The 26639-nt window shown below is 72.0% G+C and carries 25 protein-coding genes; 8 read left to right on the plus strand and 17 right to left on the minus strand.

Annotated features, from left to right (window positions below; translation table 11 throughout):
- Positions 1–33: 33 nt before the first annotated feature.
- From OG439_RS31720 to OG439_RS31740, 5 genes are read right to left on the minus strand one after another with little or no spacing between them, the layout of a single operon-like run.
- Positions 34–1410: a GH1 family beta-glucosidase gene (locus OG439_RS31720; RefSeq protein ID WP_326944392.1), complete on the minus strand. Its 1377-nt coding sequence runs from the start codon at positions 1408–1410 to the stop codon at positions 34–36.
- Positions 1407–2231, minus strand: coding sequence for a carbohydrate ABC transporter permease (locus OG439_RS31725; RefSeq protein ID WP_326944393.1), 825 nt, complete (start codon positions 2229–2231; stop codon positions 1407–1409). The genes OG439_RS31720 and OG439_RS31725 overlap by 4 nt, the downstream gene beginning before the upstream one ends.
- On the minus strand, positions 2228–3133 hold the full coding sequence (locus OG439_RS31730; protein ID WP_247057767.1) for a carbohydrate ABC transporter permease: 906 nt from the start codon (positions 3131–3133) through the stop codon (positions 2228–2230). The genes OG439_RS31725 and OG439_RS31730 overlap by 4 nt, the downstream gene beginning before the upstream one ends.
- 6 nt (positions 3134–3139) lie before the next feature.
- On the minus strand, positions 3140–4396 hold the full coding sequence (locus OG439_RS31735; RefSeq protein WP_326944394.1) for an extracellular solute-binding protein: 1257 nt from the start codon (positions 4394–4396) through the stop codon (positions 3140–3142).
- A gap of 15 nt (positions 4397–4411) precedes the next feature.
- Complete coding sequence (locus OG439_RS31740; protein ID WP_247057771.1) at positions 4412–4990, minus strand: helix-turn-helix transcriptional regulator; 579 nt, start codon at positions 4988–4990, stop codon at positions 4412–4414.
- 177 nt (positions 4991–5167) lie between these two features.
- Here OG439_RS31740 and OG439_RS31745 point away from each other — a divergent pair, with 177 nt between their 5' ends.
- The 3 genes from OG439_RS31745 to OG439_RS31755 are packed head-to-tail and all read left to right on the plus strand — an operon-like array spanning position 5168 to position 7671.
- A complete protein-coding gene (locus tag OG439_RS31745; RefSeq protein WP_326944395.1) occupies positions 5168–6346 on the plus strand; it encodes a glycoside hydrolase family 3 N-terminal domain-containing protein in 1179 nt (392 codons plus the stop codon).
- Positions 6347–6394: 48 nt separating this feature from the next.
- The gene (locus tag OG439_RS31750) at positions 6395–7264 is read left to right on the plus strand and encodes an oxidoreductase (RefSeq protein WP_326944396.1); all 870 of its coding nucleotides are present in this window, start codon (positions 6395–6397) and stop codon (positions 7262–7264) included.
- Positions 7264–7671, plus strand: a complete 408-nt coding sequence (locus OG439_RS31755) for a hypothetical protein (protein WP_247057777.1) — start codon at positions 7264–7266, stop codon at positions 7669–7671. The genes OG439_RS31750 and OG439_RS31755 overlap by 1 nt, the downstream gene beginning before the upstream one ends.
- Here OG439_RS31755 and OG439_RS31760 read toward each other — a convergent pair.
- On the minus strand, positions 7668–9011 hold the full coding sequence (locus OG439_RS31760) for an MFS transporter (protein WP_326944397.1): 1344 nt from the start codon (positions 9009–9011) through the stop codon (positions 7668–7670). The two genes, OG439_RS31755 and OG439_RS31760, sit on opposite strands and share 4 nt — an antisense overlap.
- Before the next feature lie 91 nt (positions 9012–9102).
- On the opposite strand from OG439_RS31760, the gene OG439_RS31765 reads away from it, so the two are divergent.
- A complete protein-coding gene (locus tag OG439_RS31765) occupies positions 9103–10050 on the plus strand; it encodes an Lrp/AsnC family transcriptional regulator (RefSeq protein ID WP_326944398.1) in 948 nt (315 codons plus the stop codon).
- A gap of 8 nt (positions 10051–10058) precedes the next feature.
- On the opposite strand, the gene OG439_RS31770 is transcribed toward OG439_RS31765, so the two are convergent.
- Positions 10059–10691: a class I SAM-dependent DNA methyltransferase gene (locus OG439_RS31770; RefSeq protein ID WP_326944399.1), complete on the minus strand. Its 633-nt coding sequence runs from the start codon at positions 10689–10691 to the stop codon at positions 10059–10061.
- 45 nt (positions 10692–10736) lie between these two features.
- Positions 10737–10907: a zf-HC2 domain-containing protein gene (locus tag OG439_RS31775; protein WP_247057784.1), complete on the minus strand. Its 171-nt coding sequence runs from the start codon at positions 10905–10907 to the stop codon at positions 10737–10739.
- Between the two features lie 315 nt (positions 10908–11222).
- Here OG439_RS31775 and OG439_RS31780 point away from each other — a divergent pair, with 315 nt between their 5' ends.
- A complete protein-coding gene (locus OG439_RS31780; protein WP_247057786.1) occupies positions 11223–11471 on the plus strand; it encodes a hypothetical protein in 249 nt (82 codons plus the stop codon).
- Positions 11472–11516: 45 nt separating this feature from the next.
- Here OG439_RS31780 and OG439_RS31785 read toward each other — a convergent pair whose 3' ends face one another.
- Positions 11517–12095, minus strand: coding sequence for a dihydrofolate reductase family protein (locus OG439_RS31785; RefSeq protein ID WP_326944400.1), 579 nt, complete (start codon positions 12093–12095; stop codon positions 11517–11519).
- A 138-nt stretch (positions 12096–12233) separates the two neighbouring features.
- Here OG439_RS31785 and OG439_RS31790 point away from each other — a divergent pair, with 138 nt between their 5' ends.
- Positions 12234–13205 (plus strand): sigma-70 family RNA polymerase sigma factor, encoded by a 972-nt coding sequence (locus OG439_RS31790; RefSeq protein ID WP_326951662.1) that lies wholly within the window; start codon positions 12234–12236, stop codon positions 13203–13205.
- A 10-nt stretch (positions 13206–13215) separates the two neighbouring features.
- On the opposite strand, the gene OG439_RS31795 is transcribed toward OG439_RS31790, so the two are convergent.
- A complete protein-coding gene (locus OG439_RS31795; RefSeq protein WP_326944401.1) occupies positions 13216–13920 on the minus strand; it encodes a PP2C family protein-serine/threonine phosphatase in 705 nt (234 codons plus the stop codon).
- A 242-nt stretch (positions 13921–14162) separates the two neighbouring features.
- On the opposite strand from OG439_RS31795, the gene OG439_RS31800 reads away from it, so the two are divergent.
- A complete protein-coding gene (locus OG439_RS31800) occupies positions 14163–15185 on the plus strand; it encodes a chitinase (protein ID WP_326951663.1) in 1023 nt (340 codons plus the stop codon).
- A 66-nt stretch (positions 15186–15251) separates the two neighbouring features.
- On the opposite strand, the gene OG439_RS31805 is transcribed toward OG439_RS31800, so the two are convergent.
- The 3 genes from OG439_RS31805 to OG439_RS31815 all read right to left on the minus strand — a co-directional run bounded on the left by OG439_RS31805 (position 15252) and on the right by OG439_RS31815 (position 18347).
- On the minus strand, positions 15252–16100 hold the full coding sequence (locus OG439_RS31805; RefSeq protein ID WP_326944402.1) for a dioxygenase family protein: 849 nt from the start codon (positions 16098–16100) through the stop codon (positions 15252–15254).
- Positions 16101–16149: 49 nt separating this feature from the next.
- Positions 16150–17037, minus strand: a complete 888-nt coding sequence (locus OG439_RS31810) for a helix-turn-helix transcriptional regulator (protein WP_247057794.1) — start codon at positions 17035–17037, stop codon at positions 16150–16152.
- A gap of 161 nt (positions 17038–17198) precedes the next feature.
- The gene (locus tag OG439_RS31815) at positions 17199–18347 is read right to left on the minus strand and encodes a thioester domain-containing protein (RefSeq protein ID WP_442792235.1); all 1149 of its coding nucleotides are present in this window, start codon (positions 18345–18347) and stop codon (positions 17199–17201) included.
- A 350-nt stretch (positions 18348–18697) separates the two neighbouring features.
- Between OG439_RS31815 and OG439_RS31820 the strand changes: the two genes are divergently transcribed.
- A complete protein-coding gene (locus OG439_RS31820; protein WP_326944404.1) occupies positions 18698–20677 on the plus strand; it encodes a serine/threonine protein kinase in 1980 nt (659 codons plus the stop codon).
- A gap of 3 nt (positions 20678–20680) precedes the next feature.
- Here OG439_RS31820 and OG439_RS31825 read toward each other — a convergent pair whose 3' ends face one another.
- From OG439_RS31825 to OG439_RS31840, 4 genes are read right to left on the minus strand one after another with little or no spacing between them, the layout of a single operon-like run.
- Positions 20681–22666 (minus strand): transglutaminase family protein, encoded by a 1986-nt coding sequence (locus tag OG439_RS31825; protein WP_326944405.1) that lies wholly within the window; start codon positions 22664–22666, stop codon positions 20681–20683.
- Complete coding sequence (locus OG439_RS31830; RefSeq protein ID WP_326944406.1) at positions 22663–23766, minus strand: DUF58 domain-containing protein; 1104 nt, start codon at positions 23764–23766, stop codon at positions 22663–22665. The genes OG439_RS31825 and OG439_RS31830 overlap by 4 nt, the downstream gene beginning before the upstream one ends.
- Before the next feature lie 23 nt (positions 23767–23789).
- The gene (locus OG439_RS31835) at positions 23790–24749 is read right to left on the minus strand and encodes an AAA family ATPase (protein WP_326944407.1); all 960 of its coding nucleotides are present in this window, start codon (positions 24747–24749) and stop codon (positions 23790–23792) included.
- Positions 24746–26584 (minus strand): fibronectin type III domain-containing protein, encoded by a 1839-nt coding sequence (locus tag OG439_RS31840; protein ID WP_326944408.1) that lies wholly within the window; start codon positions 26582–26584, stop codon positions 24746–24748. Before OG439_RS31840 ends, OG439_RS31835 begins: the two co-directional genes overlap by 4 nt.
- Positions 26585–26639: the final 55 nt, after the last annotated feature.

Genomic DNA, 26639 nt, shown 5'->3' on the forward strand with positions numbered 1-26639 from the left:
AGTGGTAATTAGGGTTCTAACCCGAATTACCACTCACGACGAGTCTGGCAGAGCGTTGGCCGTGGCGACCCGCCCCAGGAAGTGTCCCGAGTCCTTGACCGTCCGCACCTGCGTTTCGAAGTCGACGTGGACCAGGCCGAAGCGTTGTGAGTAGCCCATCGCCCACTCGAAGTTGTCCAGCAGGGACCACGCGAAGTAGCCGCGCACGTCCGCGCCGGCGACGATCGCGGCGTGGACCGCGCGGACGTGCGAGTCGAGGTACGCGACGCGGGCGACGTCGTGGACCCGGCCGTCGACCACTTCGTCCACAAAGGACGCGCCGTTCTCGGCCACCACCAGCGGCAGCCCGCCGGAGCGGGTGGAAATCCAGTTCAGCAGCGACGTCAGCGTCTCGGGTGACTGCTCCCAGCCGAACGCCGTCAGCGGCGGCCGAGCCGGGAGCACGTCCAGGCCCCGCAAGCCCGGCAACGGGCAGTTGCTCGGCGCTAACGGGTCCGCGAGCGGCGTCACCCGCGCCGGGGCGTAGTAGTTCACCCCGAGCCAGTCGACGGCCGCCGCGATGGTGTCCGTGTCGCCGTCCCGGACCGCCGCGGCGAAGCGGCCGCCGTGGTGCGCGACGTCCGCCACGACGTCCGCGGGGTAGCCCTTGCCCAGCACCGGGTCGAGGAAGAAGCGGTTGTGGATGCCGTCGAACTTCCGCGCCGCTTCGACGTGGGCCGGTGACGAGCCGTCCGCGATGGCCGGGGCGAAGTTCAGGGCCAGCGAGAACTCGTGGCCCGGACGCGCCTGCTCCGTCAACGCGCGGGTCGCCAAGCCGTGGCCGAGCAGCAGGTGGTGCGCCGCGACCAGCGCCGTGTCGTGGTCCTGGACGCCCGGTGCGTGCACACCGCTGCCGTAACCCAGGAAGGCCGCGCAGAACGGCTCGTTGATCGTCGTCCACTGGTCGACGCGGTCGCCGAGCGCGTCGTGGACCACCGCCGCGTACTCCGCGAACCGGAACGCCGTGTCCCGCGACGGCCAGCCGCCCGCGTCCTCCAGCGCCTGCGGCAGGTCCCAGTGGTAGAGCGTCAGCACCGGCGTGACGTCGCGGCTCAGCAGCTCGTCGACCAGCCGGTCGTAGAACCCCAGACCGGCAGCCGACGTCGTCACGCCGTCCGGCATGATCCGCGGCCACGCCACCGAGAAGCGGTACGCCCCGAGGCCCAGGCCGGCCAGCAGGCCGACGTCCTCGGGGTAGCGGTGGTAGTGGTCGCAGGCGACCTCGCCGGACGCGCCTTCGAGGACCTTGCCCTCGGTGGCCGCGAAGGTGTCCCAGATGGACGGTCCGCGGCCGCCTTCGGTGACGCCGCCCTCGACCTGGTAGGACGCGGTCGCCGCGCCCCACCGGAAACCCGCCGGAAACTCCGTCACACTGGCGCCCCTCTCAGGATCCCCCGGACGACGTACCGGCCGAGCAGCAGGAACGCCACGATGACGGGCAGCACGCCCACGGTCGCCCCGGTCAGCATCAGCGCGTAGTCGGTGTAGTAACCGCTGGCCAGCTGCGACAGCGCGACCTGCACGGTCGGTGTCTCGTTGGGGTCGAGTACCACCAGCGGCCAGAAGTAGTCGTTCCACGTCGCCATGAACGTCAGCATCGCGAGCACCGCGGCCTGCGGGCGCAACGACGGCACCGCGACGTGCCAGTAGGTGCGCAGGATCGAGCAGCCGTCGACGGTCGCCGCGTCGACGAGGTCGGCGCTGATCGCGTTCTCGCAGGCCTGCCGCATCCAGAACACGCTGAACGCGCTGACCAGCCCGGGCACGATCACCGCTTCGAGCCGGCCGTACCAGCCGAGGTCGCCGACGACGAGGTAGAGCGGGATCACGCCGAGCTGCGCCGGCACCATCGCCGAGCCGACGACGAGCAGGAACAGCGTGTTGCGGCCGGGGAACCGCAGCCGCGCGAACGCGAACCCGGCCAGACTGGCCAGAACCACGTTCGCCACCATCACCGTGCCCGAGACGATCAGCGAGTTGCCGATCGCGAGCCAGAAGTCGACGGTGTCGAAGACCCGGCGCACGTTCTCGAAGAGGTGCCCACCCGGCAGGAGCAGCGGCGACGTCTCCCCGATCGCCGAGTTGTCCCTTGTGGACACCACGAACGACCAGTACAGCGGGAACACGGACGCGCCGAGCACGCCGATCAGCAGGGCGTAGACCCAGGCGCCCGGCCGCCGCCGGGCCGTCACGCCGACCGCACGAACCGGCGCACCAGCCGGTAGTTGACCAGCGCGAACAGCACGCAGACGACGAACAGCACCCAGGTCAGCGCGGCCGCGTAACCGGCGTCGAAGTGCGTGAAGCCCTTCTCGTACAAGTACATCGTCACCGTCTGGAACTGGCGGTCGTTGCCGCCGGTACCGCCGGAGCCGCCGGAGTCGAACAGCTGCGGCTCGGCGAACAGCTGCAGGCCGTTGACGGTGCCGGCGATGGCGGTGAAGGCGAGCGCGGGCCGGATGCCCGGCACGGTGATCGACCAGAACGTCCGCCAGCGCGACGCGCCGTCGAGCGCGGCGGCCTCGTACAGGTCCGCGGGCACGGCCTGCATCGCCGACAGGTAGATCAGCGCGTTGTAGCCGGTCCAGCGCCACAGCACCATCGACGCCACCGCGACGTGCGACGACCAGGTGCTCGCCTGCCAGTTGACCGGGGCGACGCCGAACCAGCCGAGGACCTCGTTGACGACGCCGTAGTCGCGGCTGAACAGCTGCCCGAACACGAGCCCCACGGCGACCACCGACACGACGTTCGGCAGCAGGATCCCGGTGCGCCACCAGGTCGCGGCCCGCAGCGGCCGGTCGAGCAGCGCCGCGATCCCCAGCGCCAGCAGGAACTCCGGGACGGCGGCGAGCACGAAGATGCCGACCGTGTTGGCCAGCGCGTTGTAGAAGCGAGGGTCGGTGAGCAGCTCGCCGTAGTTGGCGAGCCCGAGGTAGCCCTGGTCGCCGTCGAGCAGGTTCCAGTCGTGCAGCGACACCCAGATCGTGTAGAGCAGCGGGAACGCGCCGAAGACGACGAACAGCCCGAAGAAGGGCGCGATGAGCAGCAACGGCGTGACCTTGCGGTCGAAACGGGCGAGCCGGTGCTGCACGCGGAGCTACTTCAGTGCTGCTTGAGCCTGCTGGACGGCGTCCGCCCAGGCCTGGTCGACGTTCTCGGTCCTGTCCTCGATCCGCCCGAGCGCGCGGCCGAACTCCGGCCGGACGTCGGCGTCGTGCAGGCCCCGGTAGTTGGGCCGCAGGGAGTCGGCCGACGCGGCGAAGATCTTGCCGGTCGGCGCCTCGTCGAAGTACGGGTCGGTGTGCGCGACGACCTGCGGGTCCTTGTAGACGGCGGGTTCGCTGGGCAGGATTCCGTCGGAGAGGAACAGCTTCTTCTGCTGCTCCGGCGCGGTCAGCCAGCGGGCCAGGTCGTACGCCTGCTGCGGGTGCTCGCTCTGCTTCGGCACGGTCAGGAACGAGCCGCCCTGGTTGCCGCTGGCGCCGGGAACGGTGGTGACGTCCCACTTGCCCTTGTTGCCGTCGCCGCCGGCCTGCTTGATCTGGCTGAGCATCCACGCGGGACACGCGATCGTGGCGAACGAGCCCTGCTTGATGGCCACGTTCCAGGCCTGGGTGAACGTCGTCGCGGCGGCCGTCTGGCCCTTCGCGGCGATGCCGCCCGAGAGGAAGAAGGCGTTGCGCACGGTCGGGTTCGTGCCGCCGATGTAGGAGTCGTCCTTCGCCGCGAAGTAGTTCTCCGGCGCCTGGTTCAGCATCGCCGTGTAGACGGTGCCCGCGGAGTCCGCGAACTTGACGTCGGGGGTCTTGTCGGTGAACCGCTGCGCGGTCGCGGCGTAGGCGGTCCAGTCGGGCATCAGCCTCGCGACCGCGTCCCGGTCCGTCGGCAGCCCGGCCGCCTGGAACAGGTCACGCCGGTAGCAGAGGGCGAGGCTGCCCATGTCGGTGCCGAGGCCCAGGACGTAGTCGCCGTCCGTCCCCTGCGCCCACTTCCATGGCGCCCACTGGTTCTGCAGGTCCCGCGCGCCGAACTGGGCGAGGTCGGCGAACTTGTCCTTCGCCTTCCGGTACTGCGGGATGTACTGCTCTTCGATCGCGACGACGTCGGCGGCCCCGTGGCCGGTGGCGAGCTGGGTCGCGAGACCCTTGTGGTGGGTGTCGAAGTCGGTGACGCGGTTCTGCACCTCGACGTCCGGGTGCAGCTTCTCGTACTCCGCGATCAGCGGCGCGTAGCCGAACTCACCGAAGGTCGCGATGGTGAGCTTGGTCTTGCCCCCGGCGTCGCTCGGGCTGCAGGCGGCGAGCAGGGCCAGCGCGGCAGCCGCCGCGGCGGTCCGGCGGACGATCGTTCCCACGTGCGTGAGCTTCCCTCAGATCACACCCGCGCGCACGGCGTACGCGACCGCGTGCGGCCGGTTGCGCAAGTTGAGCCGGTTGGTCATGGCGTAGATGACGTTCTTCACGGTCCGCTCGGAGTAGCACAGCTTGCCCGCGATCTCGGCAGTGTCCCAGCCTTCCGCCATCAAGCGAAGCACATCCACCTCGCGCGGCGTCAGCGACGCCCCGGCACCTTCGTGGGCCAGCGCCTCGACCTGGTCGCGCAGCGACGTCGTCCGGCCCCGCGCGGCGGCGAGCACGCTGTCGGTGACGCGGTCGAGCGCGGTCCGCGGCAGCACGGCGGAGACGTGGCAGTCGGCGAGCAGGCTCAGGTGCGCCGGGTCGACGTGCCCGGCGACCAGCACGATCGCGGCCGGCGACTCGGCGGCCGCGGCGCGCAGCGCGGCGATGACGTCCCGGTCGACCTGGTTCGCGGCGAACACCAGCACGGCGGCCTCACCACGGCGGGCTCGCGGCACGACCAGCAGCTCGGGACGGGATCGCAGGTGGTTGATCAGCCCGGTCAGGGCGATCGGGTCGGACGCCCACGCCGCCACGCGCACCTGGTCCATCGTGCCTCCTGGTAACCGTCATCGATTTTCTTGACGCCGCCCAGTCTGGTGAGACCGCCTTCACGAATTCTCTAACGGCGTAGTGCCGCTTCTTCAGAGTCTTCTTCACGGTCCTTCACACGGCGAAGAAGGGGCGTCGACTACCGTCGTGGGGCCCGCCGACGAGTGAAGGGACCGATGAACCGCCGAAGTCTGGCCGCCCTGGGGGTGGCCCTGTGCGTCGTGGTCGTGAGTCTGCTGGTCATCGGCCTGCAACCGCGGATCGTGTCCGGTTTGGCGATCCCGCGGACGCCGCCTTCCGCGGCTCCGCCCGCACCCGCCGCGACCTCCGCACCCGCGCCGACCTCGGGTCTCGCGCGTCCCGGCGACTGCGCGTCGCTGGTGAAGAGCCTCGACGTCCGCCGGCAGGTCGCGCAGCTGGTCGTCGTCGGCGTGACCGGGGACAACCCGGCCTCGACGGTCGCGCTGGTGCGCGAAAACCAGGTCGGCGGGATCTTCATCGGGGGTAACGCAACAGCGTTGTTGAAAGATCACTCACTTGACGCGGTGCAGAGCGTCGCGAAGCTCCCGGTGGCCGTTTCGGTCGACGAAGAGGGCGGCCGCGTCCAGCGCATCGACGATCTCGACGGCGACATGCCGTCCGCGCGCGAGCTGGCGAAGACGAAGACGCCGGAGCAGGTCCGCGGCATCGCCGCCGAACGCGGCCGTCAGCTCAAGGCCCGCGGCGTCACCGTGGATTTCGCGCCCGACACCGACGTCACGGACGCCCCGGACGACGACGTGATCGGCGACCGGTCCTTCAGCCCCGACCCGGCCCGCGTGAAGACGTACGCCACGGCGTTCGCCGCGGGCTTGCGCGACGCGGGCGTCCAGCCGGTGCTGAAGCACTTCCCCGGCCACGGCCACGGCTCGGGGGACTCCCACAAGGGCACCGTCGTCACGCCGCCGCTCGCGCAGCTGCGCGCGGTCGACCTCGCGCCCTACCGGAACATCGCCGACTACGGCCCGGTCGCCGTGATGGTCGGCCACCTCGACGTGCCGGACTTGACGAACGGCGTCCCGGCGTCACTTTCGCCGCCGGCGTACCAGTTGCTGCGCGGCGAATTCCGCTTCACCGGGCCGATCCTGACCGACGACCTGGGCGCGATGAAGGCCATCACGGCGCAGTATTCGTTGCCGGACGCCGTCCTGAAGGCCCTGGAGGCCGGCGCGGACCAGGCGTTGTGGTCCTCCGGCGGCCGGATCGGCGAGGTGCTGGACCGGCTGGAGAAAGCCGTCACCTCCGGCGAGCTGCCGAAGACGCGCGTCCAGCAATCGGTGACGCGGGTGCTGCGCGGCAAGGGTGTCTGCGGCTGAGCCGGATCCTCCCTAGACTCCTTCGCGGCACCTACAGCAAGGAGTGACATGTCCGATCCCGGCGGTACTTTCCTTCTCGGCGGCGAACTTTCCGTGACCCGGATGGGCTACGGCGCGATGCAGCTGGCAGGCCCCGGCGTGTGGGGACCGCCGAAGGACCACGACACCGCGGTCGCCGTGCTGCGCGAGGCCGTCGAAGCGGGTGTCACGCACATCGACACCAGCGACTACTACGGCCCGCACACCGTGAACGCCGTGATCAAGGAAGCCCTGCACCCGTACCCCGAAGCCGTCCACCTGGTCACGAAGGTCGGCGCGCGGCGCAGCGAGGACAAGGGGTGGCCGGCCGCGCTGTCGGCCGGCGAGCTGACCCAGGCGGTGCACGACAACCTGCGGAACCTGGGCCTCGACGCGCTCGACGTCGTCAACCTGCGGCTGAGCGACGCGACCGGCGGCTACCCCGTGGCGATGTCGCTGGCCGAGCCGTTCGGGGTGCTCGCGGACCTGCGGGAGAAGGGGCTGATCCGGCACCTCGGCGTCAGCCACGTGACCGCGGAGCAGCTCGACGAGGCCAAGGTGATCGCGCCGGTCGTGTGCGTCCAGAACCAGTACAACCTGGCGCACCGCGAAAACGACCCGCTCGTGGACAAGTGCGCCGCCGAGGGGATCGCCTTCGTACCGTACTTCCCGCTCGGCGGCTTCAGCCCGCTGCAGTCGGGGCTGCTCGACGACTGCGCCGCCCGTCTCGGCGTGACGCCGATGCAGGTCGCGCTCGCGTGGCTGCTGCAGCGGTCGCCGTCGATGCTGCTGATCCCGGGCACGTCGTCGCCGGAGCACCTGCGCGAGAACCTCGCGGCCGCGGACCTGGAGCTGCCGGCGGACGTGCTCGCCGACCTCGACCGGATCGGAGCCGTCTGATGGCGGAGTGGGGCGACCTGGTCGCGTACATCAGGCAGGCGTACCGGGTGGTGCGCGACGAGCCCGACGAGATCCGCATCCGGCTGATCTTCGGCGACGAGCCGGACACCGAGAACCGCGCCCAGATCATGGTGATCGCCCGGGAGATCCTGGACCAGCGCGAGGACTGGGTGCAGATCGCGACGCCGTTCGCCCGGCACGACGAGGTCGACCTCCTCTCGGTGCTCACCGAAGTCGGCGAGTCGACCATCGTCGGCGGGGTCGCGGTGATGGGCGACCACATCGTGCTGCGGCACTCACTGCCCTTGATCAACCTGGACATCAACGAGTTCATCGACCCGCTGGAACTCGTCGCAGGTGCGGCCGAATTGTTGGAGCAGCAGTTCACCGGACGGGACGACTACTAAGGCTTTCGGGGGTCCGGGTGGCGAAGCCCCCGGCTCGGGGCGGAGCCCCGGATGTCACTGAGCATCGGTGCGACGGCGACCGCGGCGGCAACCGTGAGTGCGGCCGCGAGGCCGAGCGCCGCGGTCGCCGTCCCGCTGCTGAGGTAGAGCCCGCCCAGCAACGCGACGCCGAGCGTGCCGCCCAGCTGCTGCACGGCGTTGAGCAACCCGGCGGCCGAGCCCGTCTCGTGCGGCCGGACGCGGTGCAGCGCGGTGCTGAAGAACGGCACGGTGAACGTCCCCATCCCCAAGCCGCACAACGCCATCGCGCCGAGCAGCGGCCACGGGTACCCGCCGAGGGCGAGGAGCAGCCCGGCCAGCAGCAGCGCCAGCCCGATGTACATCACGCGCGCGCCGAACCTCGGCACCAGCCACGTCCCGGCGAACCACGACGACACGGCGAGCCCGGCCGACAGCGGCAACAGCGTCAGCCCGGCGGTGCGGACGTCCACTCCGAGCCCGAGCTGCAGCTGCATCGGCACCACCTGCATCAGCCCGGTCATCACGGCGAAGAACAGCAGCGACCCGGCGAGCGCGGCCGGGAAACCGCGGTGGGCGAACAGGCTCGGCTCGACCAGCGGCGCGCGCGTCCGGCGCTGGTGGAAGCCGAACGCCACGAGGATCACGGCGCCGGCGGCCAGCAACGGCGTCGCGCCGGGCTGGATCAGCGGGTACACCAGCAGCCCGGTGCCCGCGACGACGAGCACGGTGCCGGCGACGTCGAGCTTCGGCCGCGTCTCGGCGCGGTCCTCCCGGAGGAGCCTCGCCGCGACCAGCACCGCGAGGCCGAGCGGGACGTTCACCAGGAACACCGCCCGCCACGACACCGCCTGCGTCAGCAGGCCGCCGAGCAGCGGGCCGGAGACGGCGGACAGGCCCATCACCGGGCCGATGGTGCCGAGGGCCTTCGCGAGTTCGTCGCCGTCGAAGAGCGCGCGGATCAGGCCGATCGTCTGCGGGATGATCAACGCCGCCGCCGCGCCCTGCACCGCGCGGGCGCCGATCAGGAAGCCCGCTCCGGGAGCGGCCGCGCAGGCGAGGGAGGCGACCACGAAAGCCGTCACGCCGATCTTGAAGACCTTGGCGCGGCCGAGGACGTCGCCGAGGCGGCCGCCGGTGATCAGGAAGACCGCGAACGGCAGGGTGTAGGCCGCGCTGAACCACGGGACGTCGGCGGCGGGGCCGGGCAGGTGCGCGTGGATCACCGGGCCGGCGACCTGGACGATCGTGGCGTCGAGCAGGTTCATCGCCTCGGCGGTGAGCAGCACGGCGAGCGCAGCCCAGCGGGTCTTGGTCAGCATGGGGCCTACTGTGCGGTTCGAGCGTCGATTGGTTCCATGTACTGGCTCGACTTGGCAGATTTCTGCCACCGGGTGCGCTTGAATGAGAAATATGACCACCGCCTTGGATGAGGTCGACTACGCCCTGGTGCACGCGCTGCAGCTCGACGGCCGGGCGCCGTTCACGAAGATCGGCGACGTCCTCGGGGTGTCGGCGCAGACCGTCGCGCGGCGCTACCGCCGTCTCCGCGCGGAGGCGGCGCTGCGGGTGGTCGGCCTGCCGGACCCGCACCGCGCCGGGCACGCCGAGTGGATGGTCCGGCTGACGGCGACCCCGCACACCGCGCAGGACCTCGCCCACCAGCTCGCGCGGCGCGCCGACACGGCGTGGATCAAGCTGATGTCCGGGGGCACGGAGATCTGCGTGAACGTCCAGACCCCGGTGGGCGCGCACGCGCTGCTGCTGCGCGACATCCCGCGCACGGCGAGCATCACGGCGGTGTCGGCGCACCAGGTCCTGCACCGCTACTTCGGCGGCCCGACGGCGTGGTCGGGCCGGACGGCCACGCTGTCCCCAGCCCAGATCGAGGCGCTGACGCCGGCCCACGCAGGCGGCGGCAAGCCGTTGACACCCGACGACGATGCCCTGATGGCCGCGTTGCAGCACGACGGCCGCACGGGCCTGGCCGAGCTGGCCACGGCCACGGGCTGGTCCCCGGCGACGGTCGCCCGCCGCCTGGCGGACCTCCAGGCGGGCGGCACGATGTTCTTCGACCTGGAGATCAGCCCCACGGTCCTCGGCGCGACGACGCAGGCGCTGCTGTGGATGTCGGTGGCGCCGGCGCACGTCGAGCGCGTCGGGAAGGCGCTGGCGACCCACCCGGAACTGGCGGTGGTCCTGGCCACGACGGGCCCGGCGAACCTGGTGGCCCACGCTCTCTGCCCCGACGCGGCGGCGTTGCACCGGTACCTGACCGAACGCCTGGGCTCACTGGAGGAGATCCGGACCCTGGAGACGGCGCCGGTGCTGCGCACCCTCAAAGCCGCCGCGACCCGCTGACCCGCGCGTCAGGCGGGTTTGCGCGCCAATACCCTCCCCTGCGGCACCCGCGCCGCCGGGTTGCGGACCACCTTGGTCAGGATCTCGAAGCCCGCGTCGGTCAGCAGGTCGCTGACCTCGTCCACCGGCAGCCAGTAGACGTTCAGCGAAAACCCTTCGTGCCCGTACCCGCGCGACAGGTGGTGACGCCGGTCGCCGACGTGAAACCCCAGCTGCAGGTGCCCGCCCGGGCGCACCACCCGGAACAGCTCCGACGCCACCACCGGGAGCCGCGACGGCGGGGTGTGGATGATCGAATACCACGCCACCGCCCCGGCGAGACCGCCGTCCGGGAGATCGAGTTCCAGCAGCGAGCCCTCGGAAAACCGCAGCTCCGGGTAGTTGCGGCGGGCGACCGCGAGCATTTCCGGCGTCAGGTCGATGCCCGAGACGTCGACGCCGAGCGACGCCAGGTACGCCGTCACCAGTCCCGTGCCGCAGCCGAGGTCGGCGACCGGGCCGCCGCGGACCAGGTCGGCGAACGCCGCCAGCAGCGCGCGGTCCTCGATGTCGTCGCGCACCGGTGGCACGAACTCGCCGTAGCTCTCGGCGACAATGGCGTAGGTGGCCCGGGTCGGGCTCAGGAACTGGTCATCGGTCACGTCCCGCAAGCTAGCGGCGGGCACCGACAGTTTCCGGCGAGCGTCCTAAGTGGACTTCCCCAGGCTGTCCAGCATGATGCGGACGGACTCGAACTCCCGGACCTCCTGGCGGCAGTCCGGGCACGACGCCAGGTGCCGCTCGACCCGCGCCGTCTCGGCGTCGTCGAGCAGGCCCAGGCTGTAGGCCCCGAGGTCGGTCCGGTCGTACCGGCCCATCGATCGTGTCTCCGTTTCCGCGTCCCGCAAGGGAACACCCGCACCCCACCAGACCTCTCCAGCGTCCTGGGACGTACGGCCGATCGGGGACGTTCCCCGGATTTCCACCCGATCGGCCGACAACTGGGGTCGGAGTTCCGCCCATGTGAGTGACGCGCGTCGTCACGCATCCCACCCGCTCGAACACGGAAAGCTTTCTCGCGACCAATTTCGCCGTTCGGCGTCATGGCTCCCGCATTCGGTCGTCGAACCCGCGTCAGGCCGGCATTTCCCGGCCTCGACCTGGGTACTCAGCGAGCCGAAACGAGGAAAGCGATGACCGTACGAAGCCACCGGGCGGACAACGTCGTCGACGAGGTCGGGGTGTGGCTGACCGGGGAGTTCGGCGCACGGCTCCCGGTCACGGAGATCGACCGCGTCATCCACGTGACGCGGATCGACCTCGAGAGCTGCATCGCGCCGGAGGAGCTCGGGGAGATGCTCCACCGGCTGGGCCGCGCCCGGCTGCAGCGGCTGCTGCTGCTCGCGCCGCCGGCGAAGGTGCGGATCCCGCAAACGCGATGACCGCGGACTTGCCGGACACGTCGAGGGGCGTGTCCGGCAACCGCACTAGGCGTTGCGGACAGGCCGGTACGTGAGTCGGACGACGCCGGTGCCGACCGTGCGGTTCCCGACCAGCCGCAGCGGTTTCACGGCACCGGTCCGGCCGAACAGGCGCTCGCCCTCCCCGAGCGCGAACGGGCAGACCATCAGCCGCAGCTCGTCGACCAGGTCGTGCTCGATCAGCGCGTGCGCGACCCGGCCACTGCCGTAGAGGACGACGTCCCCGGCCACCTCCTGCTTCAGCCGCGAGACCGCGTCCACCAGGTCGCCCTTCAGGACCGTCGAGTTCCACTCGAGGTCTCCGGGCGTCGAGGACACGACGTACTTGGGCACGGCCCGCAGCCGGTCCGCCCAGGCGCCGTCGCGGGTCGCCCACCCCTGCGCGAGGAACCATTCGTAGGTCCGCCGCCCGAGCAGCAGTGCCTCGGTGCCCAGCGCCTCCTCGTACTCGACCGCGGCCCACGCTTCGCGGTCCTCGCCGCCCAGCCGGTCGAACCAGCCGGCGAACCGGAACCCCTCCGTGCCGACCGGGTCCTGGACGACCCCGTCGAGCGACACGTTCTCGCTGATGACGATCTTCCCCATGGCGGATCTCCTTCGTCGTGTTGTCGGCCACCGGAGAGACGCCGCGAAACCGGGAAAGGGGGCGGTCGCCGAGCGCCCCCTTCTGCGCGCGGGCGGAGTCCGTACAAGATGAACGGACGAAGGGTGGCGAGTGTGGAACTGACCAGCACCGACCGGCTGAGCAGGGCCCGGGCCGGGGACGGCGACGCGTTCCGGGCGCTGACCGAGCCGCACCACCGGGAGCTGCAGGTGCACTGCTACCGGCTGCTCGGGTCGTTCCAGGACGCCGAAGACGCGCTCCAGGACACCCTGCTGGCCGCCTGGCGGGGGCTCGGCGGCTTCGACGGCCGCGCCTCGCTCCGCACCTGGCTCTACCGGATCGCCACCAACCGGTGCCTGAGCACGCTTCGCGCGGCGAGCAGGCGCCCGGCGAAGGAATGGGACATCCCCGGCGTCGAACCGCCGGAACCGACGCGCCTCGGCGAGGTCGTCTGGCTCGAGCCGTATCCCGACGCCCTCCTCGACCCGGAAGCTCGTTACGAGCGGGCGGAATCCGTGTCGCTGGCCTTCGTGACCGCGCTCCAGGTCCTGCCGCCGCGCCAGCTTGCCGTCCTTGTCCTGCGCGACGTCCTCGGGTTCCCCGCGAGCGAGGTGGCCGGGATGCTGGACACGACCGTGGACTCGGTCAAGAGCGCGCTCAAGCGAGCGCGCGCCGGTCTGCGGCGTCACCAGCCCGCCTCCGACGACCCGCCTCCCGCGGCCGGTTCCCCTGCCGAGAACGCGATCTTGGCGGACTTCGTCCACGCCTGGGAGGCCGCCGACGTCGGCGCGCTGGTGACCCTGCTGACCGACGACGTGTTCATGTCGATGCCGCCACTGCCGCTCGAATACCAGGGCCGGGACGTCGTGGCCGGCTTCTGCGCCTACCTCTTCGGCGCGGGCCGGCGGTTCCACCTCGTGCCCACCCGCGCCAACGGCCAGCCGGCCTTCGGGGCCTACCTGCTCGCCGCCACCGGCGTCCGGCACGGCACCGGCCTGTACGTCCTCACGCTCGCGGGCGACCGGATCAGCGCCATGACCCGCTTCGAGAACACCGTGCTGCCCGCGTTCGGCTTACCGCGATCGCTGTGACAAGCGCGAGCTAGGACACCTGGACGACGACCGCCGTCGCGTTGTCCTGGCCGCCCGCCGCCTCCGCGACGGCCAGCAGCCGCCGGACCTGCTCGGCCGGCTCGACCGGCCGCCCGAGGATCTCGCGGATCCGCTCGTAGGGCACCTGCTCGGCGACGCCGTCGCTGCACAGCAGCAGGACGTCGCCCGGGCGCAGCGCGAGGCTGAGCACGTCCGGCTCCGGGTGCGCGGGGTGCCCGATGTAGCGCGTCAGCTGGTACCGCGCGGCCGACGCCTGGGGCGAGTCGAACGCGTACCAGCCGTTGACCGCGCCGAGCCAGGCCATCGTGTGGTCGGTGGTGAGCAGCTCCAGCAGGCCCTCGCGCAGCCGGTACGCGCGCGAGTCGCCGATCTGGACGAGCCAGTACCCGCCGCCGGACTCGACGAGCGCGGTGAGCGTGCACCCGGCCAGGCCGCCGATCCGCCGGCCGGACTCGCTCACCTGCCGTTGCGCCGAAGCGACCGCCTCCCGCAACGAGTCCGCGGAATCACCTGCGCCCGCAACGAAGACGTCGACCGCGGTCCGTCCGGCCATCCGGCTGCCTTCGCCGTCGCCCATTCCGTCGGCGACCACCGCGAGCAACGGATCCTCGGTCAGGTGCACGACATCGAAGTTGGCGGAGTAGCGGCGTCCGACGTCGCTGCCCGCGGCGGCGCGCGTGACATGTCCGGTCATGGCCGCATCATGCCAGGGCCGTTCGCGCAGACCCGTTGCCCGCGCGGGCCAGGTTTCTTGACTGGACTAGACCAATCTGCTCTAGTGACTGGTGTCACGTTCTTCCCGGCCGGATGAGCACCCCCTCTTCGACACCCGGACGCCTCCCCACGTCCGGACCCTGTCGTGGCCGAAGGAGTGAGCGAGCCTTGAGAAGACGTCTTGTCGCGGTGATTTCCGCTTTTGCGGCCGCAGCCGCGCTCGTGCTCGGTGTGCCCGCGTTGTCCACCGCCGCCCCGCAGGCCGCCGCCGCGGCGTGCAGCGGGCCCAACTGGGTCGCCGGCCAGTGGTACGACGTCGGCGCGGTCGTCAAGTACACCAACGGCAGTTACTACCGCGCCAAGAACGCGAATCCGGGTTACGACCCGATCATCAGCACCTGGTACTGGGAGCCCTACAGCTGTGACGGCGGCGGTGGCGGGACGACCTGCAACGCGCCCAACTGGGTCGCGGGCCAGTGGTACGACGTCGGTGCGATCGTCAAGTACACCAACGGCGGCTACTACCGCGCCAAGAACGCGAACCCGGGCTACGACCCGATCATCAGCACCTGGTACTGGGAGCCCTACAGCTGCGACGGCGGCGGCACGAACCCCGGCAACCCGGGCTCGTTCGTCGTCAGCGAAGCGCAGTTCAACCAGATCTTCCCGGGCCGCAACGGTTTCTACTCCTACAGCGGCCTGACCGCGGCGCTGTCCGCCTACCCCGGCTTCGCGAACACGGGCAGTGACACGGTGAAGAAGCAGGAGGCGGCCGCGTTCCTGGCCAACGTCGACCACGAGACCGGCGGCCTCGTCTACATCGTCGAACAGAACACGGCCAACTACCCGCACTACTGCGACTACAGCCAGTCCTACGGCTGCCCGGCCGGCCAGGCCGCGTACTACGGCCGCGGCCCGATCCAGCTCAGCTGGAACTTCAACTACAAGGCCGCGGGCGACGCGCTCGGCATCGACCTGCTCGGCAACCCCTGGCAGGTCGAGCAGAACTCGGCCGTCGCGTGGAAGACCGGCCTCTGGTACTGGAACACCCAGACCGGCCCGGGCACGATGACGCCGCACAACGCGATCGTCAACGGCCGCGGCTTCGGCGAGACGATCCGCAGCATCAACGGCTCGATCGAGTGCAACGGCGGCAACCCGGCCCAGGTCGAGAGCCGCGTCTCCAAGTACCGCTCGATCAGCTCGGTCCTCGGCGTCGACCCCGGCGCCAACCTCTACTGCTGACCCCGGTCGTGAGTGCGTAACAGTGTTCTAACACTGTTACGCACTCACGACCCCACGCTGGGAGCCTCAGGCCGTCCGCCACAACGCGGGGACGTTCGGTGGCTCCCAGCCCGGCTGGGCCGTGTGCCCCTGTAAGCACACGTAATCCCGGCCGCTGTAGGTGACGCGGGCGCCGGCCGCGTAGGCGGTGCCCGCCGCCCAGGTGGTGCCGCCCGGCGGCGTCGACGTGGTCGGCGGCGGCGTGCCGGTCGTGGTGGTCGGCGGCGGCGTGCCGGTGGTGGTCGGCGTCTGCGGCACGTTCAGCACGAAGTCGAACGCGGCCTCCTTCGCGCTCCCGTTGTCCCGCACGGTCATCAGCAGCCGCGCGTCGAAGATCGTGTCGGTGTTGTTGCGCGGCTCGTTCGGGAAGTACAGCTGCGTGGTCAGGATCGGCCGGCCCGGCGCCTGGACCTTCACGTGGATGTGCCGGGTGCGGCCCGGGTAGAGGCCGGGCACGATCGTCGATAGCGTGAACGCGCCCTGGGCGTTGGTGTACTGGTGGCCGCGGAAGGTGAAGCCGGTGTTGTCGTAGGCGCCGTTGACGTCCGCCTGCCAGAAGTCCAGCAGCGCGCGGTTCACCGGCAGGCACGCGAGCCCGAAGACGTAACCCGTCACGGTCAGCCGCGTGCCCTGGGTGCCCGGCGTGACGAGCGAGGTCCGTTCCGGCGAGTTCGGCTTGAAGTACGGGCCTTCGGTCTGTTCGGGCGTCGGATCGTCGTCGTCGTGGCACGCCGGCGTCAGCTCCGGCGCCTGGCCGCCCACGGCCGCGGTACGGGCGAGCGCGGGGCCGCCGAGCAGCGCGACGGGCGCCGCGACACCGGCGGCCAATGCGGCCCGCAGCACCGTCTTGCGGCTCAGCTTGGTCTCTTCGTCCATGCTTTCGACGGTAGGAGCGCCCCGGGCCGCCGACGATGGACTGGCGCCGTCAGTCGTGGTGCTTCTCGCCGGTGCGGCGGAAGTCGCCGGGGCTCAGCCCGGTCTCCCGCCGGAAGAACCGGCAGAAGTACGCCGGATCGGCGAACCCGACGCGGCTCGCGACCTGCCGGACGGTCAGGTCCGTGCGGAGCAGGAACCGCTTGGCCTCCCGGACCCGCGCCTCCCGCACGAGCTGCGCGGCCGTGCGGCCGGTCGCGGCCTTGACCGCTTCCGTGAGGTACCCCGGGGTGACGCCGATGCGTTCGGCGTGCGCGTGCACCGACCACAGCCCGAGGTCGGCGCGTCCGGTGAGCCGGGCGAACTCCGCCGCCACCGCCCCGGCGCGCACGGGCGGCGCGTCCGGCGTCCCGGGGAGGCGTCCCACGCGCACGACCAGGACGTGCAGCAGCGCCCGCACCACCGAGTCCGCGCCGCGGCGGTGTTCCGCTTCCAGCTCGGTGACGAGCCGCGTGACGTCGGCGTCGGCGCGGTCGTCCAGCTCCAGCCACGGCCGTTCGCCCAGCCGTCGCAGGAGCTCGCGGTCGGCCGGGTAGTCGAGCAGGAAGTCGTCGGTGAAGAGCACGACGTGCCCGGACAGGCCCCGGACGCCGGCCCAGTGGTGCACCTGCCCGGCGGCGATGACGCCGAGGTGCGGCGGCCGCAGCGGCCAGCGGGCCAGGTCGACGACGTGCGTCCCGGTGCCGCCGGTGACGTGCACGAGCTCGTGGAAGGTGTGCCGGTGCGGGAACTCCGCGCGTGACAGCGGCCCGATCGTGTCGAACGTCCCGACGGCGAACGGCACCGCGTGCGGCGCCGGCAGCTCCAGCCGGTGCACCGGCAGCTCCCCCGCGCGCGGCGAGGGACACGGCGTCCCGGGCGGAACGGTCGTACCGCGCATGGTCTCGTCCCTTCGCTGGTCGGCGGAAAAGTCTAGACCACTGTGTGCACGGTTCGCCGCTTTCGCCCCGAAGGTCGCAATCCGTTCGTCGGGTGCGAAAACGGGGCCGGTCCACTGTGGACCGGCCCCGTTTCGTTCAGATCAGTTCAGCTCAGTTCAGCTCACGCACGGCTGCGGCGACGGCTCACCAGCAGCATCAGCGCGCCGCCACCGAGCAGCAGGCCGCCGACGGTGAACGGCACGGCCGCGTCGACACCGGTGTTGGCGAGCTCGCCGCCACCGCCCGGGGAACCGGCCGGGGTGGTCGGCGCGGGGCTCGTGGCCGGCGCGCCGGCCTCGGTCCAGCTGGCGGCCGCGTTCGCGGTCACCTCGGTCTTCTCCGAGTCGGCGACGATCAGCGACTGGGCCGGCTGCCGCGCGTAGTTCTCGGAGACGAACAGACGGCCCGTGTCCAGCTCGCCGCTGGCCTTGAGCTCGAAGGCGCCCTTGCCCGGCTTGGTGCCGGCCGGGATGTCGACGTACAGCTTGGAGCCGTCCTTGACGTCCGAAGCCTTCAGCTCCTTGCCGTCGGCGTCGGTGATCTTGACGCCGTCGGGCAGCTGGCTGGTCAGCGCGGTGATGTCCCCGGAGGTCGCGACCGAGAACGGGCCGATCTTGCTGCCCGCGGTGCCTTCGGTCTTGTCCGCGGCGACGTTCAGCGTCGGCTTCGGCTGCGCGGCGAGACCCTTGTTCTGGTCACCGGTCAGGTAGCCGTACAGCGCGGCGACGTCGGCGTTGGCGTCGGCCGAGTTCTCCTCGGCCAGCGGCTTGGTGGCGTCGAGGTTCACGCCGTCGCTGAAGTGCCACACCGCGGCCTGCGTCGCGGCGATGGCCTCACGCTCGGAGACGCCGCCGTGAACGGTGACGCCCGCCTTGCCCAGCGCGCTGCCGAGCGCGTCGAGGCCGGTGCCCGGGTAGCCGTGGTGCAGGACCCAGTTGATCTTCGGGCTGTTCTCGTTGAACGGGCCCTTGGCGGGGTACTTGTTCCACGGGCGCTCGACCATGTCGACGTCGGTCCGCAGGCCGACGGTGATCTGCACGCAGTAGAGCTTGAGGGTGCTGCCGTCGGACAGCTTCATCGAGAACAGCTCGGCGATGTAGTCGCCGCCCTTCCCGAGGTTGAGCCGGTAACCGACGGTGCCACTGTTTCCGTCGACCCGGCCGTGAGCGGCACCGTCGTCGGCGAGGGCGGCCGGAGCGCCGACCATGACAGCGGCGGCCGCGGCGAGAGCCGCGATCCCGCCGCGCACGAGTCCTGACCTGACCTGCATAAATCTCCTATCCAAGCCCGAATCACGAAGTCAATGACCGCGTGAGACCAAGCCCCGATCACGACGGCCACCAATTCGGGTGACTGATCACCCGATCAAGCGACACCGGAGCATACATGGACCTCACAGGGGCCACTTCCGGTGTCCCCGTTAACTCGAATGTGTTGTCCAGAAGGGCAAGAAGAAGCCAGAAAAGTGCAGATTGCTACCTCGAAACCACGTTTTCCGAGGCTCAGATACCCGACAAACCGGACTCTTGATCGACCACTGTGGACGGTATGGCGCACGAGGGTCGCCGTGGGAGAATTCGGGGTGAAACTTTCGCACGACCCCGGGGGACCGCGCTCACGATGACGATCGACACGCCGTTCGACGACCTGGTGCTGGTCGGGACCGGGCCGGTCGCCGAGGTCTACGCGGGTGTCGAGGGGGACACGGCGTTCGCACTGAAGATCTTCCCCGGCCCGCTGGACCGCCCGACGCGGAGTGCGCTGGAGCGCGAACTGGCCCGGCTGCGGGGCACTTCCGTACTGCTCCCGGACATCGACGCGTTGCCGGATGGCCGCGCGGTGTTGCGGCTGCCGTTGTGTTCGCAGTCCCTGGCGGACCTGGACCCCCTGGACGCGACCGACACAACGGCCCTGGGGGAAGCCTTGGCCACGGCCCTGGCGGCCATCCACACGGCGGGCGTCGTCCACGGCGGTCTCACCCCCGGGAACGTCCTCTTCCACCCGGACGGCGAACCGGTCCTGACGGACGCGGGCCTGGCCCTGCGAACAGCGTTCGGCGGCGAGACATCGGCGCTGGGATTCCGCGCCCCGGAGACGGTCCGCGACGCGATCACCGACGAGCGCACGGACCTGTACGGCTTGGGAGCACTGCTGTACTACGCGGCAACGGGCCGGCCACCGTTCCCCGGCGACGGCTCGCCGGACCACGTACTACGGATCCTGCACGGCTTTCCGGCGCCGATCGGACGGCCGGACCTGCCGCCGGGGCTGGAGAACCTGGTCGCGGGGTTGCTTTCGCCCGACCCGGCGAACCGGCCGATCGACGCAGCGTATGTCGCCGGGCGCTTGGCGGAGTTGGCGGCGGATCAGGCTTCGACGCCGGGCACCCCGGTGACGCAGAGGCCGGGCGACACAGCGGCTCCCACGCCGGGCGGCGGCCCGCTTGCCGAGCCGGGGCGGTCGTTCGCCGGGGATCAGCCCGCACTCGGCCGCTCGGCCGCGGGCGAGGAGCCCGACTTGGGCCGCACGCCCGCCGGGTTCGGCGGGGAACCGGGCCAGGTACCTGCCAGACCGACCGGCGACCGTGGTGCACTCACCGGTTCGTTCACTGGCGACCGCGGCGAATCTGCCCGCTCGGGGGCCGAATTCGGTCCAGAACCAGGCCGGGCGCCGGGTGGCGACCATCGCGAACTCACTGGTTTCTTTACCGACGACCGAGCCGACTCCACCCACCCGACCACCGGATCCGGTCCAGAACCAGGCCGGGCGCCGGGCGGCGACCATGGCGAACTCACCGGTTCCTTTACCGACGACCGAGCCGACTCCACCCACCCAGCTGCCGGATCCGCTCCGGAACCAGGCCAAGCACCCACCGGCGACCGCGGCGCACCCACCGGTTCGTTCACTGGCGACCGGTTCGGATCCACCCACCCGGCTACCGGATCCGGTCCGGAGCGAGTCCGAGCACCCAGCGGCGAACTCACCCGCTCGTTCAACGGCGACCGGTTCGAATCCGACCGCTCAGCCGCCGGTTTCGGTCCGGAACCGGGCCGGGCACCCGGCGGCGACCGTGGTGCACTCACTGGTGACCGTGGCGACTCCGCCCGCTCGTTCGGCGGGGACCGGAGTGAATCCAGGCGTTCGCTTGTTGCCGTCTCCGGGCCGGCCTCGCGGCCTCGGCGTAGTGGGCGGCTCGGGGTGCTGCTCGGCGTTCCCGCGTTGGTCGCGGTTGTCGTGGTGGTGGCCGTCGTCCTGCTGCGTGACGATCCCGCCCCGCTCACCCCGGCGCCGCCGGCGGCGCCCGCTACCAGCTCGGCGGCCGCCACCAGCGCGAGCGGTCCGGCATTGGTGCTCGATCCCCCGGCCGATGGCGGCAGCTACGTCGACCTCGCCTGGCACGCGACGGGCACCCTGGAGTTCGCGGTCATCGTGGCGGCCGAAGGCGAACCGGCGAAAACCCGGTACGCCGATCGGAACCGCACGCTGCGGGTCCCCGTCGATCCGGGGCGCAAGTACTGCTTCCTGGTTCAGGCCACCGACGGGACCCACACCGTGGAGAGCCAGCCCCAACCCCTCCGCGGCGCCACCTGCGGCCGGTGAGCGTCAACCCCGCGTGAACAACGACCGCGGGTTCAGCGCACCCCGTACCCGGACCATAAAACCACGGCCTCGAAGCCCGGCGCGCACCGCGCGAACCGCCGCCCAGGCTCGGGGGCCCTCGTCGCCTGCCGGATGGCCAGACCACAAAGCACTGTCCACAATGGAACTCAGCTCCGTGAGACCGACCCCAGCGGCGGGAACCAACCCGGCGTAGTCCCGGAGCGTCATCCCCGGCCGCAGCGGGACCCGCAGGTCCCGCAACCGATCGCGGACGTCCTCGCAAGCCCCCCGCACCGCTCCGGCTCCCGGCCGCGAACGGCGTCGCCAGGTCCGCAGCGTCTTCGCCAGCGGCACGCCCACCAGCCACAGCACCAGAAGCAGGCCCAGACCCGCGAAGAAGACACCGAACGGGAACGAACCGGACGACACCGCCTGCGAACTCGGCGCCGTCGGCGGGGCCACCGGTGGGTCCTTCAGCTCCTGCGACGGCGGCAACGCGGCCCGCGCCCGGTCGGTCATGGCGGCCAAACCCGTAGCCGAAGAAGCCGAGCCACTCGGGTCCAGGGGGACCCAGCCCACGCCTGTCACCGCTACCTCCGGCCACGCCAGGACGTCGCCGTTGTGCACCGTTGTCGCACCCGGCGGGGGGCGGTAGCCGACGACCAGCCTGGCCGGGATGCCGAGGATGCGCGCCAGCACGACGTACGCCGCCGCGAACTGTTCGCTTGTTCCTCTCTTCGTCACCAGCAGGAAATCCCGCAGCTGTGGCCAGCCGTGGCCGGCGGGCAATGCGGTGCCTGTCGCGCGGCGGTAGCCGTCGCGGAAGAAGCGTTCCAGGACCAGCGCGCTCCCGAACGTCGGACGCAGGCCGTGCACCGCCTGCGCGGCCAGCTCCGGGATGCCGTCCGGGACCGCGCCGACGTCGGCCAGCCCGCCCGGCGCGGCGCCGTCCAGCTGGGCCGCGGCGGAGACCTCCGGCGTCCACCAGCTCAGCGAATACGTCGTCGCCGCGTCCGGAACCGGCGCCAGCAGCGACCCCTCGGCCGCCTCCACCAGCGGATCGGTGCCGGTCACGGCCGCGGGCAGCGGCTGCGACGGCAGCCACGGGCCCTGCCCGGGCCGGACGCTGATCTCCGCGCTGTCCCGCCGCACCGGCACCGCGGGCGGCGGCGCCAGCTCGCGGCCCAGCCGGCGGTAGTCGTGGCCGGCCGTCCACTCGACGCCGTCGAAGGCGTCGAGCACCACCAGCGGCCACCGGTCCGGGCTCGCGCCGCGGACGTCGAACACCGGCTCGCCGGGCCGCGCGAGGCGGGCGGCGATCTCGTCGAGCGGGCTGCCCGTGCGGACGTCGACGCGCGGCACCTCCTGCTCCTGCAGCGAATACGCCGCCGCCGAAGGCAGGCTTCCGGCCAGCACCACCGCCACCAACGCCGTCGCCGGGACCGCCACCGCGCCGGCCCGCGCGGTGACACACGCGGTCAGCACGCACGCGAAGTACGCGACCGCGGCGATCAGCGCCGTCAGCCCGGACGCCGCCGAAAACAGCTGGCTGAGCACGAGGACCACGGCGCTCGGCGCGAGCGCGGGCAGCGGACGGCGCAGGCGCGCCAGCAGTTCCAGCGCCGCGGTCCCGGCGAGCACCACCAGCAGCGGCACGAACACCAGCAGCGCGGGCTCGGGCCGGGCGGGCCACGTCGACTGCAGCACCAGCCGCCACGACCGCGTGACGCCGGTGCCGAGCGCACCGAGAATGTCCACAACGGACATCGGGACCAGCACCGTGCCGACGACCGCGAGCAGGCCCGCCACGACCAGCAGTACCGGTCGCCAGGTCACCAGGCCGGGCCGCAGCTCGCACAGCTGCGCGACGCCGAACAGCACGGCCGCCGTGACGAGCACCGGCAGCAGCAGCGGCGTCCAGCCGAACACCGGCCCGAACAACAGGCCCGCGACGGCGACGGCCGCCACCACGGCCAACCGGGTCGTCACGCGACCTCGTTCCACCGCGCGACGGCTTCGCGAGCCTGTCCCGCACGCAACACCAGGACGCCGGAACCCGCGCGCGGCGGCGCGGGCGGGCCGAGTTCGAGGACGTACGCCGCGCGGTACCGCGGCCGCAGCTCGGCCAGCGTCGACGGGTCCGCCGTCGCCGTGACGACCACGAGGCAGCCGCCGCCCGATCCGTGCAGCAGCCCGGCCGGCACCAACGCCGTGTCCACTTCGGACTGACGGAGTTCGCAGAGCTCGTCCAGCAGGGGCAGCACCGCGGCCATGCCGCCCGCGGACGGCCGATCCGTGCCACCGGGCGTGACGAGCCGCGTGTGCCGGCCGGCCTGCGCGGCGGCCACCAGCAGCGACGCCGCGAGGTCGACCGCTTCCTCGAACAGCTCCGGTCCGAAGACGTCCCGGCGGGTGTCGAGCAGCAGGGTGAACCGCGGCTGCTCCGGGTCGGCGTAGTCGCGCACCATCAGCCGGCCGGTGCGCGCTGTGGCCTTCCAGTACAGGTGCCGCACCTCGTCGCCGGGCTGGTACTCGCGGATCTCCTGCAGGTCGGTCGAGCCGCGCAGGGAGTCGTCGGAGATGACGCCTTCGTGGTGGTGACGCGGATGGCCCGCGGACGGCGCCTTGGCCGCGTACCGGCGCGGGTGCACCCACAACGTCGCGGTCTCGCCGGTCGCGACGCGGTTGCGCGCCAGCCCGAACGGGTCCGCCCGGTGCACGCTCAGCGGGCCGACGGTCTGCCGCCCGCGCACCGACGTCGGCAGTTCGTAGTGCAGCGTCCGGCTGACGCCGGGGTGCAGCGGCGGGATCCGCACGGTCCGCCGGAACCGGCCGGCCCGGTCGGTGGCGTAACAGCCGCTCTGCCGCCGGCCGGGCGCCGTCGCGGTCAGCCGGGCCAGCGCGGGTTCACCCCGTTCGACGCGGTCCGGGTGCACCGCCCGCGTGACGTCGACCCGGACCCGGCGCGCGGTCAGCGCGATCGCCGCCGCGACCGCGCCGAGGCCGGCCGCGCCGAGCGCCCGCAGCAGCGGATACCCACCCCATTGGCCGCCGCCGAAGAGCAGCAGCGAGACGACGAGGAAGGCCACGCCACGCGGCGTGAGCCGCACGTTCACCGCGCGGCGACGGGCAGCGGCCCGGGTGCCGGGACGGCGTCGAGCACCTCGCGCACGATCTCGTCGGCGCCGCGCCGGCCCAGCTCGGCCTCGGCGGTGAGCACCAGCCGGTGCGCGAGCACCGGGATCGCGACGTCCTTGATGTCGTCCGGGGTGACGTACGCGCGGCCGGCGGTGGCCGCCAGCCCCTGCCCGGCGCGGACCAGCGCGATGCTGCCGCGCGGGCTGGCGCCGAACCGCACGGCCGGGTGACCGCGGGTGGCCGCCGCCAGGCGCGCCGCGTACTCGCACACCCCACGGTCCACGTGGGACGCGCGGACCTCGGCGATCGCCGCCGTCACGGTCGGCAGGTCGACGACCGCGGGCAGGTCGCGCGGGCTCACCCCGGCCGCCTCGCTCATGATCACCAGGACCTCCGAGGCGAGGTCGGGGTAGCCGACGGTCAGCCGCATCAGGAACCGGTCGAGCTGGGCCTCGGGCAGCCGGTAGGTGCCCTCCATCTCGATCGGGTTCTGCGTCGCCACCACGAGGAACGGGCGCGGCACGTCGTGCCCGACGGCGTCGACGGTCACCCGCTGCTCGCTCATCACCTCGAGCAGCGCCGACTGCGTCTTCGGCGTGCCGCGGTTGATCTCGTCGGCGACGACGACGTTCGCGAACACCCCGCCGGGGTGGAAGACGAAGTCCTCGTCCTTCTGCCGGTAGACGGTGACGCCGGTGATGTCACCCGGCATCAGGTCCGGCGTGAACTGGATGCGGTGCCAGGTCCCGCCGACGCTGCGCGCGAGGCACTGCGCCAGCGTCGTCTTGCCGACGCCCGGGACGTCCTCCAGCAGCAGGTGCCCTTCGGCGAACAACGCGGCGACGGTCAGCCGGATCAGCTCCGGCTTGCCGCGCACGACCTGGCTGACGTTGTCGGCGATCGCGCGGTAGACCTCGGCGGCGCGAGTGCTCAAGACGCCCGCCAGACGAGGCGGTTGGAGCTGACCGAGCCGACCGTCACCCACACCGTGTTGCCGACGCCGTAGTAGTAGAACGCGTTCAAGGTCATGGATCCGTTTTCGTCCGTGCTCTTCGTGAGGCCTGGGTTGTCGTAACCGCTGTTGCTCGCGTTCGGCTGGACGTGGTAGCTCGTGTCGGGCTGGAACCCGGTCAGCACGACGTGCATCCACGCGCAGGAGGGGGTGTCCTCCGGCTGGTCGCAGTCTCGCTCATCACCTTGGGGACGGGTCCCGCGACTGATCTTGATCGACGGTTTCGGCGCCGCCCGCGTGAACGTCGTCGATGCCGCCGCGCCCCGCCCGGCGCTGTTCTGCGCCGCGACCTGGACGCGGTAGGTCGCGCCCGCGACCAGGCCCGGAATGGACGCGGAGCGGCCGGCCGTGTCGAGCGAGCCCGCGCCCGAGCCGTCCGTGCGGGCCCAGCTCACGTGGTACGCGGTGACGGCGGCGCCGTTCGGGGCCGCGGCCGACCAGCGGACCGCCGCGGTGAACCCGCTGACCGAGGCGGACAGCCCGCCCGGCACGCCCGGCGGCGTCGCGGGCGCGGCGACCACCGGCGGCGAGGCAGGCGGCGCGGGTGGCGGCGGCGTGGTTCGCGCAGGCGGGGCCGCGGGCCGCGTCGAAGCCGGCTTCGGGGGCGCGGGCGGCCGTGGCGGATCCGGCCGCCCGGAGGACGGAGGCGGCGGGGTCGGCGTGACCGGCGGCGGTGCGACCGGCGGCGGCTGTTTCGGCGGGTCCGCGACGACCGGGACGTCGGCGGCCGAGCCGTCCGGGTCGACGACCACGACGTGCTTGCCGGCGTCACCGTCGATGTAGAGCCGCTGGTCCTCACCCTTGCTGAGCCGCGGATCGCCCGGCTCGGCCGGGATCGGCGTGACGTCGCGGCCGCGGCCGTCGGCGCCGTAGGTGCGCAGCGTCCGGCCGTGCTTGTCGAGCAGCGCGACGGTGTCGCCGGTGGCGGCCGGGGTCGCGTAGTCACCCGGCGGGACGTCGACGGTGATCGGCGGGACACCCGGCCGGTCGCGGGTCAGCGCGGCCGTGTCGACCAGGTGCAGCCGGTTGGCCGACGGGTCGAAGATCGCGACGCGGCCCTGCGCGTCCGAGCCCGCGACCCGAGCGCCGGGCGGGACGTCGACGCCGAGCGCGACGGCCGGTTCGAGACCGCCGGGACCGACCGCGCTGAACGTGCCGGCGGTGGTGTCGACGAAGACCGGCTTTTCCCCCACCAGGGTGAGGGCGCCGGCGTGCCCGGGCGGCGCCGCGGCGGGGCAGGCGAGCTGGTCGGCGGCCTTCGGCAGGTCGCAGACCGAGCCGGTGTCGACGCGGTTGACCCACACCGTGCCGTCCTTCGCGGCCACCGGATCGCCGAGCTTCCCGCCCGCGGGGACGACGGTCATGGTGTCACCGAGCCGCACGACGCTGCCGGCGTCGCGGAAGACGAGGTAGGGCCCGCCGTCGGTTTCGAGCAGCACCGGGTGTTCCCCGGTGACCGGGAGCGGGGTGCTGCCGGTCACCGCGAGGTCGGATTTGCCGAACTGCGTCGCCTGCGACGGCCCGACGACGTACCCGCTGGAATCCCCCTGCACCACGGAATCCCCCGGTGCGAGGCCGGGCACCGCGGCCTTCGCGTCGACGCTGCGCGAAGCGCCGTTGACGTGCAGCACGAGCCCGAGCCCGGGGTTGACCACCCAGTGCCCGGACGGCGAAAACGACAGACCGGAGGTCGGGCTCACGGCTCCCGTGAGCGCCAGCGTCACCACCGCGACCCCGCCGATCGCAACCAGCGCCACGGGCAGTCTCGACCGCAAACCACGGCCGGCCCCCCGCGGCGCGCCACCCTTCACG

Origin of the sequence: Amycolatopsis sp. NBC_01307 (genome assembly GCF_035975215.1) — a bacterium.
In the GTDB taxonomy this organism is placed as follows: domain Bacteria; phylum Actinomycetota; class Actinomycetes; order Mycobacteriales; family Pseudonocardiaceae; genus Amycolatopsis.

Coding starts and splice junctions, on each gene's coding strand:
- OG439_RS31740 (WP_247057771.1), bottom strand. CDS start 4,990: ATGGACCAGGTGCGCGTGGCGGCGTGGGCGTCCGACCCGATCGCCCTG.
- OG439_RS31745 (WP_326944395.1), top strand. CDS start 5,168: ATGAACCGCCGAAGTCTGGCCGCCCTGGGGGTGGCCCTGTGCGTCGTG.
- OG439_RS31750 (WP_326944396.1), top strand. CDS start 6,395: ATGTCCGATCCCGGCGGTACTTTCCTTCTCGGCGGCGAACTTTCCGTG.
- OG439_RS31755 (WP_247057777.1), top strand. CDS start 7,264: ATGGCGGAGTGGGGCGACCTGGTCGCGTACATCAGGCAGGCGTACCGG.
- OG439_RS31760 (WP_326944397.1), bottom strand. CDS start 9,011: ATGCTGACCAAGACCCGCTGGGCTGCGCTCGCCGTGCTGCTCACCGCC.
- OG439_RS31765 (WP_326944398.1), top strand. CDS start 9,103: ATGACCACCGCCTTGGATGAGGTCGACTACGCCCTGGTGCACGCGCTG.
- OG439_RS31775 (WP_247057784.1), bottom strand. CDS start 10,907: ATGGGCCGGTACGACCGGACCGACCTCGGGGCCTACAGCCTGGGCCTG.
- OG439_RS31780 (WP_247057786.1), top strand. CDS start 11,223: ATGACCGTACGAAGCCACCGGGCGGACAACGTCGTCGACGAGGTCGGG.
- OG439_RS31785 (WP_326944400.1), bottom strand. CDS start 12,095: ATGGGGAAGATCGTCATCAGCGAGAACGTGTCGCTCGACGGGGTCGTC.
- OG439_RS31795 (WP_326944401.1), bottom strand. CDS start 13,920: ATGACCGGACATGTCACGCGCGCCGCCGCGGGCAGCGACGTCGGACGC.
- OG439_RS31805 (WP_326944402.1), bottom strand. CDS start 16,100: ATGGACGAAGAGACCAAGCTGAGCCGCAAGACGGTGCTGCGGGCCGCA.
- OG439_RS31810 (WP_247057794.1), bottom strand. CDS start 17,037: ATGCGCGGTACGACCGTTCCGCCCGGGACGCCGTGTCCCTCGCCGCGC.
- OG439_RS31815 (WP_442792235.1), bottom strand. CDS start 18,347: ATGCAGGTCAGGTCAGGACTCGTGCGCGGCGGGATCGCGGCTCTCGCC.
- OG439_RS31820 (WP_326944404.1), top strand. CDS start 18,698: ATGACGATCGACACGCCGTTCGACGACCTGGTGCTGGTCGGGACCGGG.